The organism is Hymenobacter sp. B1770 (assembly GCF_049896385.1).
Lineage (GTDB): Bacteria > Bacteroidota > Bacteroidia > Cytophagales > Hymenobacteraceae > Hymenobacter.
Genome location: NZ_JAFCUF010000014.1, coordinates 56,087 through 67,083, shown reverse-complemented (window position 1 = coordinate 67,083; position 10,997 = coordinate 56,087). Strand labels below are relative to the sequence as shown.

Genomic DNA, 10,997 nt, shown 5'->3' with positions numbered 1-10,997 from the left:
TTGGTTGCTGGACTAGTCCGGACGGTCCACGCAACAGATTATTATGTATCACCCAACGGCAGCGACAGCAATACCGGCACGGCCTCTCATAGCGCGTGGCAGACCATCGACATGGTCAATAGTCGCACATTCGGCCCCGGCGACCGGGTGCTTTTTCAAGCCGGCCAGACGTTTGCAGGCACCATTGTGCTCACAGACACTGATGGGGGCGTAGTCAGCAACCCCGTCATCGTCGGCTCATTCGGTACTGGCCGGGCCACCATCAATGGCGGCGCTGGCTCGGGCCTGTCCTTGCGGGGCACCACCGGCATCCGGGTTGTTAACCTGAACTTTAAAGGTCTGGGCCGCAAGACGGGCAACTACAAAGGGAAAGGCGTATCAGTGGCGCATGCCAATGGCATCAGCATCGACCAGGTCGATGCCAGTGGTTTTCAGCGTGCAGGCGTGGATTTTGCTTATAGCACCAATGTGCGCGTGACCAACGTATTTGCTTACAACAATGGCTACGCGGGCATTACGGGCTACGACTCCAACGATGTGTACATCGGCTACTGCCGGGCCATTAGAAATTCCGGCGACCCCACTATCACTACCAACCACAGCGGCAACGGCATTGTGGTGTCGGGCCGGCGCATCGTTATCGAGTACTCAGAGGCGGCCTATAATGGCTACGACATGCAGCAGGTGCACGACAACGGGCCGGTAGGCATCTGGTGCCACGACACCGACCAGATAACCATTCAGCACTGTATCTCGCACAACAACTCCAGCACCAAGGGCGATGGCGGCGGCTTTGACCTGGACGGGGGCGTGACCAACGCCGTGGTGCAGTACAACTACGCCTACGAAAACAAGAACTATGGTTTCCTGGGGTGGGAGTATGGTTCGTCCGCTCAATGGTCGGGCAATGTGTTTCGCTTCAACATCAGCGCCAATAATTACGGGCCCGGCCTGCTGCTCGGGGCCAATGGCAGCCAGGGGCTGCAAAACTGCGAGGTGTACAACAACGTGTTTTACAGCGCCGAGTATCCGGCCGTAACCCAGATGGGGCCTACGGCCAATGTCAACCTGCGTAACAATATTTTTATGGGTCCTAACTCCGTCAGCCTGGTGGCCACCGCGAGTGGCCTCTTGTATCAGGCCAATGCGTATTGGAGCACCAATGGGGGCTTCAATGTAGGTGGTTACGGGAGCCTGCAGGACTGGGCCAACGCTACGGGCCAGGAGAAGCTAAACGGCACCCTGGTGGGGATTAATGCTAACCCCGGTTTCCAGGACCCCGCCAATTACCAAAAGCTGACCGACCCCACCCGACTGCCGTCACTTACCTCCTTTTTGGTGCCTACCAGCTCGCCGGTAGTGGACAAGGGCTTGAACCTCCGCGCTGCCTTTAACATCGACCCCGGTATCCAAGACTTCTACGGCAAAGCCTTGCCAACCAGCAACGGCACTGACATAGGCGCACAGGAAACCGGCAGTGCCACCACGACTACCACGCCGACGACCACAACTGGCTGCTCCGGCATGGGCAGCCTGCAGTACCAGGTGTGGAACAACGTGTCGGGCACGGCCGTGGGCGACATCCCCACCGGCAGCACGCCGAGCAGCAGCAGCGCTATCCCCACCTTCGAGGGCCCGGCCTCGGCCGCCTACAACTACGGGGCCCGGGCCCGCGGCTACCTCTGCGCCCCGGCCACGGGGGCCTACACCTTCTGGATAGTGGGCGACGACGCGGCCGAGCTCTACCTGAGCACCGACGCCGACCCCGCCAAGAAGGTGCGCATCGCCTCCTGCGCGGGCTGGACCAGCTCCAACCGCGACTTCACCCGCTACCCCAGCCAGCAGTCGGCCACCATTCAGCTGCAGGCCGGCACGCGCTACTACGTCGAGGCCCTGCACAAGCAGGCCTGGGGCAACGGCTACCTGGCCGTGGCCTGGCGCTTGCCCAACGGCACTCGCCAGGAGCCCATCCCCGGCAGCAGCCTCCTGCCTTTTGGGGCCGCCAGCCCAACCCCGGCGCCTGCTCCCTCGCCCACGCCCACGCAGCCCAACCTGACCCTTAACCCTGGGTTTGAAGCCGACTTGGCACCTGTGCAGGCCCCTCAGGCGTGGCATACGTGGGCAGGCAGCGCGGGCACCGATGCCGACGCCGACTACACTACAACCACTGGCGGTGCTTACGCGGGCACTTATCATGGAGCGCATCGCAAGGACAGGGCCTACGAAGTATATACTTACCAGGTGGTTAAGGAGCTGCCCACCGGCTTTTACACCCTGCGGGCCTGGACTAAAAGCAGCGGGGGACAAAGCCACGCTCTGCTGCTGGCCAAGCATTTCGGGAGCGGGCAGGTATCGGCCCGTGTGCCTGCCAGCGCGGGCGGTGTGACCGGCGCCTGGCAGCAGGTCGAACTAAAAGATATCTACGTGACGAATGGCAAGTGCGAGGTAGCCTTCTACTCGAACGCGGCGGCGGAGCAATGGCTGTTTTATGACGAGGTGACGCTTGTAAGCCAATCTACTGCCATCAGCAGCAGCGCCACAACAGCAGCCGTGCCCGTGGGCAATTACTCAGAGGTGCAGGCTAGGCCGCAAAGCTGGCCCAATCCGGTGCAAAATGAGCTGCAGGTGAGCTACCCCAGTGCCGAAAATCAGGTTGTAGAGGTGCAGTTGTCGAACTTGCAATCGGCACGGGTGCAGTTGCGGCACAAGCAGCTGGTGGTTCCCGGCAACAATCAGTTCAGCCTCAATACCAGTTCCCTCAAGCCTGGCCTTTACCTGCTCCAAATCAACGGCGGGAAGCAGCCCTACTCCCAGCGCATCAGTGTGGAGCGTCCGTAGCCGCGCTCGGGCAGCCAACCTCTGCAGGTGATGACAGTAGCGAATACAGCAGCTGCCGGCTGTTTTCTCAGTTTAGAACCGGCCTAAATTATCGATTTAGGGTTGAGTATTGGTTCTTGAAATGTCTAATAATTCGTAAAGAGGCCCAGGTCTGAAAAGGTCCGGGCTTTCTTGTTACGCAGGTTTTATATTGAAGGAGGCTAAGGAATTCAGAATGTCAAAAGTCTAATGATATCAAATATCAACTAGTGCAGGGTAAAGGCTCATGGTAGGTTTGCTCAACTTCAACGGGTAGCAGTGGCTGTCCGGAGCTCAACTTCCCAACCCCCATTTTTTGCCATGAACCCGCACATCACCAGCCAGCCCGTTGCCCAACAAACTTCCCCGGCCTTTATCGGCGCTTCCTGGGCTGCCCTGCTCGTGGGCTTTGCCGCCTACAACATTGGCCTTTGGAACGCCGAAATGTCGCTGAACGAGAAGGGCTACTATTTCACCGTGCTTATGTACGGCCTGTTTGCCGCCATTTCGGTTCAGAAAAGCGTACGCGACCGCCTCGAAGGCATCTTGGTTACCAACCTCTACTATGGCATCAGCTGGGTTTCGGTGCTTCTCACGGTGGCCCTGCTGACTGTTGGCCTGTGGAATGCCACCCTTATGCTGAGCGAGAAAGGCTTCTATGCCATGTCGTTTGTCTTGAGCTTGTTCGCGGCCATTGCGGTGCAGAAAAACACCCGCGACAACCTACAAAACAGCAAGCCCGAGCAGGCCAGCTACTAAGAAGCTACTTGAACGCCTATAGTAAACTACCTTCGATTTTGCCTTAGCCCGTTTTATTTCTCATGAAGCCAGGTTTTTATTTCCCATTGTTCGTGCTGCTTATGGGAAGCTGTCAGCCGGAGGTTACCGTTTTTAGCTCATTTCCTCATGAGACGTATGTGGGTTACAAGCTAGTCGGTGACACCCTCCACGTAGCCCGGCTGTTAGAAAATGGAAGTCAGCATGAGTTGCACCGAGCAGTTCTCATCGAAGGCCAAGAAACGGTGCAGCAGGCAGCACAAGTGCAGAAAGTGTCAACAGACAGTTTAGCAAAAGTGAAATCCGAACTGCAGGCCGCTTACCAGTGGCGTCCCTTTGTAAGCCAGGAAGAAGAACTTCTCTTTGTGCAGGTGACTCCCGCACCTGAGCACCAGAAGGAAAGCCTGCTCAACGTCATGGCCATCATGAGTGAGCGGGGTGATTTGGAAGATGCAATCGGCGAAGCATTGGAGAGCAAGCAACTCGGGGAGTGGGCGGCTGGCGATTTAGGCCCTGGCGGCATGAATATGTTATTCAATGTGAAGAATGCCAAAGAAGCGCTACCAGTCGTTATCCAAACGTTAGAAATACACAATGTTCAGAGCCGCGCACGCGTAGCCCGCCGGCTAATGACCAAGTCAGATGAGTGGCGCTACGAAATTGTGTTTCCGATAAATTTTACTGGGCATTTTAACTCTTTGTAAAAGAGGGTAATCTGGATTCGCGAGTGGGGTGATGTTAGCAAGCGCAAAGCAGCGTTTGTCGTGATTTTAAATATATACTTTGAAATACAAAGTTCTTTACGGTGCATTTGTGGCGAAGGAACAAAGACTGGTTTGAGGCCATGCGTGCTGGCGCGCTACCTAACAGCTGGCAGGCTATCCCAACTTTTACGCCGGGCAAAACCGGTCCCAGAACCATGCACAGTATGCGGAATCCCAAGTGGCTTTTATTGGTCAATACCGCGCCGGTGTTGCTGTTCATGGCCATTTGCTATGGCGAGTTTTCCATAGTGCACACGCTGCTGCCGGCCGAGAGCCTAGTGCTGTGGCAGCGGTTCGGAATGGTACTGGGGTTGCTGGTACTGGTGGGGGCGGGGTACGCAGCCGTGCGACTGGTGCAACGGCAGCCCCTTAGTGCCCTATACAGTATTGGGGCATTGCTGGCCTACAGCTTGTTGCTCTGCCTCTTTACTTCCAACGGCAACGAGGTGCTGCCCCGCAGCGTGCCCCGCTGGATGGTGCCCACCGACCTGCTGCTCATGGCGTGGACGTTCCTGATGCCCACGCTGGCCCACGCCATGCTGGGGCTGGTGGCCAAGTTTACGCCCGATGACCAGCCCCAGCATGTAGGCGCCAACGTGGCGTTTGCCGTTCTGACGCCGCTCGTTTGGCTGGTAGTGTTCCAGGTGATGGGTTGGTTGGTGCCGGCCAGCTGGCCGGCTTTTGCAACGGTGCTTTTCGTGGGTGCATGGGTGCTGTGTACCCTGAGCTTTTTCTTCTTTCTGGTGCGGTCGGTCTACATCATTGCCCAACGCCAAACCGGATTCTGGGCCGAAAGCCAACTGGTGTGGAAAGTCGTCATCACCCTGGTGCTGCCCTTGGCCGGCCTGGCCTTGAACAACGGCGTGTTCTGGGGCAGCGGAATTGGGGAGCAGAGCGGCATTTTTGGCAATTTCACCAGCCCGTGGTTTTACCTTTTGGCGATTCTGAACAGCTTTCTGCTGTGCGTGCCCAGCCCGGAGCGCCCGGTGCCGCGGCTCCTGCTGCTGGCGGGGCGCAGCGCGCTGTTTGGCTACACGTTCTACTTTTTTCTGGTGTTCCTGCCATTTCTGCCGCTGTCCATTCCGGCTATTGTTCTGCTTGGAACGGGCTTTCTGCTGCTGGCGCCGCTGCTGCTGTTCATCGTGCACGTGCGCCAGCTTAGCGTTGACGTGGCCGTGCTACGGCAGCTCTATTCCAAAGCCGTGGTGGTGGGGACGCTCGTAGTCGGCCTGGCAGTGTTACCGCTGTACTTCACAGCCAGCTACTGGCAAAGCCGGCAGGCGCTGCACACGGCCCTGGCCTATGTGTATACCCCCGATTATGCGGCAGCTAACCACGTAAATGCCCCTGCTTTGGCGCGCACCCTGGAGGTTATCAGGACGAACAAAACCCGGGATTGGGACTTCCTAACGGGCTCTCAGCTTCCGTACCTGTCGGCCTACTTCAACTGGATAGTGCTCGATAACCTGATGCTGTCGGATAACAAAATCAACGACCTGGAGCAGGTGTTTTACGGTCCCAAAGACCAGATGATGAATGCCCTGCCAGTAGGCCTGCGGCCCATGGACCGCAGCAATCAGGCTGCTCCGGAGCTGCGAAGTGTATCGTCCAGCAGCACCTACGACGCCCGCCAGCAAGCCTGGGTGAGTTGGGTAAATCTGGAAATAGCCAACACCGATACCACCACCCGAAACGGCGAGTACAGCACCAGCATTGCATTGCCCACGGGCTGCTGGGTGAGCGACTATTACCTGACCATCGGCAACCGGCAGGAGCGGGGCATCCTGGCCGAGAAAAAAGCGGCCCTGTGGGTGTTTACCCAGATTGTGAACGAAAACCAAAGCCGCGACCCCGGCCTGGTAAACTACCTCGGGCCCAACAAAGTGGCCGTGCGGGTGTACCCGGTGATGGGCCGCGAGCCGCGCCGCACCCGCATTCAGCTGTTGCACAAAGAGCCCTGCACCCTGACCATTGACGGCCGCGCCGTGACGCTGGGGAATGCCCATACCGCCCCGCTGGTAGCTGCCCCGGTTGCCACCCCCGACCAAGGCGTGGTTTACCTGAGCGCTCTGGCCAAGCAGCGTCTGCCGCTGGTGCAGCGCCGGCCCTACTACCACTTCCTGATTGACGGGTCCATAGGCCAGCGGTGGCCGCTCGCCACGTACGAGGCCCGCATAGCACAGCAACTAATCCAGTCTCTGCCCCATGCTGCCCCGCCGCGCTTCAGCATAGTGAATGCCTACACCACGCCCCTGGCGGCCGATGCCGACTGGCGACAGGAGCTAAAACGCCATGCACCCACGGGGGGCTTTTTCCTTACTGGCGCCTTCCGCCGGACGCTGTTCGAAGCGCATCAGCGCCCTACACCCACTTATCCCGTGCTCGTAGTCGTGACCGATAACCTCCAAAATGCAGTGCTGGACGAGGATTTCGAGGACTTCAGCAGCGCTTACCCCGAGAGCGAGGTGTTTTACGTGCTGGGCGCCGATGGTCAAGCCGTGCCGCATTCGTTGCGCCGCACTTCCCGGCAGCCCGTGGCCGCAACCGGAGTAGGGGTGCGGGCCACTGCTCCAGCAGTCCGGGCCTGGCCCAACGCCACCCAGCCCCAGACCTACCTGCCCGACAACGGCCAGGCCAATATTGTGCTGGGCGCGGCACAGGCAGTGCCCAGTCCCGGCGCCATCGCCAACAACCGCTGGCTCGCGGGCCTGCTGCTGCGAGGCTACAGCCAGTGGCAAAGCTTTCACCCCGAAACCACCGACCGGGAGCGGGTGCCATTCATTCAAGCCAGCTTTCGCGCAGGCATCATGACCCCGTTTACATCGTTTCTGGCCCTGGAAAATGATGCCCAGAAGGCTGCTTTGTATCGCAAACAGGCACAGGTGCTGGCTGCCAATGCCTCGCTCGATACCATGGAAGAAAACCCGGTGCCACCCATCGAAACGCCCATTGACAGCGGCGTGTGCCTACTGTTGGTAGCGGGCGGGCTCCTGGCCGGGTGGCATTTCCGGCGGGCAGCTCAGCCGACAGCCTAGGGCTGAATAAGTTGAATAAAAAAGGCGGCTCCTGATTCAGGAGCCGCCTTTTTTAGAATATGGGGCGATGGATTATTCCACCACCACGCGGCTTACCTGCGTGGTCTCGGGCGTGGTCACCTGCACCAGGTACAGGCCCGACTTCAGCGAGGTAGCGTCAACGGTGAGGTCGGTGCCGTTGTAGGGCTGGGTGCGCTCGAGCACCACGCGGCCGGTGGCGTCGCGCAGCACCACGGTGGCGGTGCGGGCCGAAGTGCTGGCCAGGTGCAGTTGGAAGCTGCCCCGCGTGGGGTTGGGGTAGGCCTGCATGGTGCTGGCCTGCACGGTGCCGGTGCGGGTAGCCAAGGCCAGGCGGCAGGCGGTGATGCCCTGGTTTTGGGCAGCAATGCGGGCAGCGTATTCCTGGTAATACTGGTTAGTGATGAGGTTGTCGTGAATGACCAGCGTGTTCTCATCGTTCTCGATGTCGGCCGAAGCCGTCCAGTTGTGCGAGCCCACAAACACCGTGGGGTCCGAGTGCGGCGCACTGGCGTCCACAATCAGCGTTTTGTGGTGCATAATGCCGGGGAGGCGGTCGAGCAGGTAGCGCGTGCCCATGCCTGCACGGATGCTGCGGAACACGAAGCCCGCCACGCCGCTGGTGTCGTTGGTGAGGCCGTCGGAACAGGCGGCGATGTTGCGCTGGGTCACCTGGTCGGCTAGGGCGCGGCCCACGTCGGAGCGCGTCACGAGCATCGAGAGCACGTGCAGGTCAAAATCGGCGGTGCGGACGGTTTCCAGCAGACGGGAATTTACGTTGTCGGTGGGCGAGAACCACGACTCCACGCGCTTGCCGCCGATGAGCAGGTAGTGCGGGGTGTTGTCGGTCTTGCGCGAGCCAAACAGGCGGGTGGTGCCGGGCGTGGCCGTGCTGCTGCCCCACATTTCCTCAAACTCCATGGTGTAGACGCGGGCCAAGCTTTGGTCTTGCACCGTGATGGCGTTGTTGGGGTCGGTGCTGAGCTGGGCGGCTGTCCAGTTGGTCGAGCCCGTCCAGACCATGGGCAGGTTGGGGTTGGTGCTGTTGGCATCAATCACCACAAACTTGTTGTGCATGATGCTGGTGGTGTTGAACGTGCCGCCCGCGGGCCGGAACACGCGCGGAATACCCGCCGTCAGGTTGGGGACGCTGAAGTTGTTGTTATCGTCTTCGTAGATGACGCGCACCCGCACGCCGCGGGCATGGGCGGCGTTCACGGCGTTTAGAATCACGTTGTTGTTCCAGTTGTAGATGGTGATGTCGAGCGTTTGCTGAGCCCGACCGATGTAGGCCGCCAGCGTGTCGGCAATGCGGCCGTTGGCGCAGTGAATGGCGTTGTTGTTGGGCAGCGCCAGCGTGTTGTCGACGGAGTTAGTGAAGTAAGTCTGCATCCGGCCCGACGAGAGCGAGGCCGTAATCATGGGCGTCACGCGCGACTCGGAACGCCCCGTGGCATTCACCGATACGGCCTGCACGTAGTACACCGTGGCCGGCTGCAGGCCCGTGATGGCCAGGCCGTGCTCCGTAACCTGCGCGGTGTTGGTGAGCGTGGTGGTGCTGGCCGTGGGCAAGGTGGGCGAGGTCGAATACAGCAGCTGCGTATCGCCGGCGTTCTGGGTCTTGAAGCTCACGGTGAAGCCCGTGGTGCTGATGTTGGTCGGTACGGGGCTGCTGGTCAGGTTGGGGGTGTTGCCCTGAATAAAGTCGGCGTACTTGCGGTTCAGCAATTGGTAGCCGCCGGTAGTGCCCGCCGTGGTCGACGTGTATTGGCTCATGATGCCAACGGCGTCGAACGTGCCGGTAGGGCTGGGCTTGCCAATCAGGCCGTCGGCGCCGGTGGAGTTGGTGGGCACATAGGTGGCCAGCGTGGCGCTGTTGTTGAGCCGGTACGCGGTGTTGGCCGAAAACGAAGTGACCGTGCCGCCGCCGGTGGTATTCACCGATGTCAGGCCGTTGAGGCGCACAAGCTTCCGCGTACGCGGCGGTGAAGTTGGCAGTGGTGAAGACCACCGGCGCCGGCAGCGGCCGGTTGCCGGCCAGCACATCCAGCGAAATAACCGGGTCTATTTCCAGCAGGCCCCGGAACATCTTCAGCCCACCGGTCACGATGATGCTGTCGCCGGGCACCAGCGCACTCACCAGCGGCCCGCTGGTGCCGCCCGCCGAATAAACGGCGATACCAGCCGAGCCGTCCTGAATGTAGCGGATAATGCTCACCGATGAGCCCAGCTCCTGGCCGTTGGTCACGATGCCCCGCACCGTGACGGTGGGACCCTGCGTGCCGTTGGTTGCAGGAGCCTGAGCCCGGGCCGCGGCGATGGAAATAGGAGTTTGAGCTTGTGCCGCCTGCCACGAAGTAGCAAGCACCAGCAAGGTCAGCAGAGTAAATTTCTTCATATGGACTGAGAAAGGGTTGGGGTAATAATCTGAGAATGAGGCCGAATTACGAATGCGCTGAATTGGAGCCCACCCAGCAGCCCCAGGCTTGGTGTGCACCGGCACAGTGGTCTTAAGTTGTGGCGGCGTTAATTTTTGGAGGTGGTGCGGCCGCGATTGCCGCTGCTGGTGCTGACCGGCACGAGCGGGGCCGTTTCGGTGCCAACCGCATTGCGCGAGCTTACTTTCACGTAGTAGGTGGTGCCCGGCAGCAGGCCGGTCAGGGTGAGGCTGTGGCGGGTGGTGAGGGCCGCATCGGTCTTGCTTTCCTTGAGCTCCTTCGGGTTCAGTCCGTAGCGAATGCGGGTATCTCCTGGGTTCAGGGTGGAGTATGCGATGGTAAAACCGGTCGGGGTGATGTCAGCTGGCACAGGCTCATTGGTGAGGCGGGGCAGGCCGCCGCCCAGCACTACGTCGGTGGCCAGGCGGGGCAGCAGCTGATATCCGCCGGTGCCACCGGGTGCAAACTGACTCATCACGCCGCGCACGTCGAACGTTTCGCCGGTGGGGAGTGCGGTGTCAACGAGCCCGTTGGGGCCGGTGCTGGCCGACCCCACGCGCAACAACGCGTCGGGCTGGCCATCGAGCAGGTAATTGGCATTGGCGGCAAGCCGGGTGGCGGGGGTGCCGGCCATGTTGGCCAGACGACTCACGCCTTTTATCTCCAGCAAGCGGCTCTCGTTCGCTTCGGCGAAGGCCGCCGTGGCCTGCTCCACGGGCACCTGCACCGCGTGCAGGCTCCGGCCAGCGGCCAATTTTTGCAACGATGTAATCGGGTCCATTTCCAGCAGGCCGTTGTAGGCTTTAAGCTGGCCCGTAACCTGGATGCTGTCGCCGGCCCGGAGCTCGCCGTAACCCGGCAATTTGGTGGGCTGAGCGTAAAGGGCCAGCCCGGCTTCCGCGTCCTGGATGTAGCGGATGTTGCCCATTTCGGCACCGTTCAGCACCACGGCCCGCACCATAACGGTGCTGCCCGCGCCCAGGGCCCGCGCAGCTTTCACGGTGAGCACCGCAGGAGCCGCCGTTTGGGCGGGAGCGCTGCTGACAATAGAAAAAGACAAGCCCGCTAGGCAGCCAGCTAACAGCAGCAGTTTGGTCATCGCCGTAAAT

At 60.3% G+C, this 10,997-nt stretch carries 7 protein-coding genes; 5 read left to right on the top strand and 2 right to left on the bottom strand.

Translation table 11 applies throughout. The features are described 5' to 3' along the window. The 4 genes from ACP7AJ_RS20060 to ACP7AJ_RS20045 all read left to right on the top strand — a co-directional run bounded on the left by ACP7AJ_RS20060 (position 1) and on the right by ACP7AJ_RS20045 (position 7,432). Positions 1-2,838: a right-handed parallel beta-helix repeat-containing protein gene (locus ACP7AJ_RS20060; RefSeq protein WP_426061988.1), complete on the top strand. Its 2,838-nt coding sequence runs from the start codon at positions 1-3 to the stop codon at positions 2,836-2,838. 339 nt (positions 2,839-3,177) lie between these two features. Beyond that, entirely contained in the window at positions 3,178-3,615 is a 438-nt protein-coding gene (gene yiaA / locus ACP7AJ_RS20055; protein ID WP_426061987.1) for an inner membrane protein YiaA, read from the top strand. A gap of 62 nt (positions 3,616-3,677) precedes the next feature. Beyond that, entirely contained in the window at positions 3,678-4,337 is a 660-nt protein-coding gene (locus tag ACP7AJ_RS20050) for a hypothetical protein (RefSeq protein ID WP_426061986.1), read from the top strand. 224 nt (positions 4,338-4,561) lie between these two features. After that, on the top strand, positions 4,562-7,432 hold the full coding sequence (locus ACP7AJ_RS20045) for an MSEP-CTERM sorting domain-containing protein (protein ID WP_426061985.1): 2,871 nt from the start codon (positions 4,562-4,564) through the stop codon (positions 7,430-7,432). A gap of 72 nt (positions 7,433-7,504) precedes the next feature. Here ACP7AJ_RS20045 and ACP7AJ_RS20040 read toward each other — a convergent pair whose 3' ends face one another. Next, positions 7,505-9,415 carry a phospholipase D-like domain-containing protein gene (locus ACP7AJ_RS20040; RefSeq protein ID WP_426061984.1) on the bottom strand — a complete coding sequence of 637 codons (1,911 nt, stop codon included), beginning with the start codon at positions 9,413-9,415 and terminating at the stop codon, positions 7,505-7,507. 20 nt (positions 9,416-9,435) lie between these two features. Here ACP7AJ_RS20040 and ACP7AJ_RS20035 point away from each other — a divergent pair, with 20 nt between their 5' ends. Beyond that, positions 9,436-9,621: a hypothetical protein gene (locus tag ACP7AJ_RS20035; protein ID WP_426061983.1), complete on the top strand. Its 186-nt coding sequence runs from the start codon at positions 9,436-9,438 to the stop codon at positions 9,619-9,621. 355 nt (positions 9,622-9,976) lie between these two features. Here the strand turns inward: ACP7AJ_RS20035 and ACP7AJ_RS20030 are convergent, their stop codons facing one another. Beyond that, entirely contained in the window at positions 9,977-10,987 is a 1,011-nt protein-coding gene (locus ACP7AJ_RS20030; RefSeq protein WP_426061982.1) for a fibronectin type III domain-containing protein, read from the bottom strand. Positions 10,988-10,997: the final 10 nt, after the last annotated feature.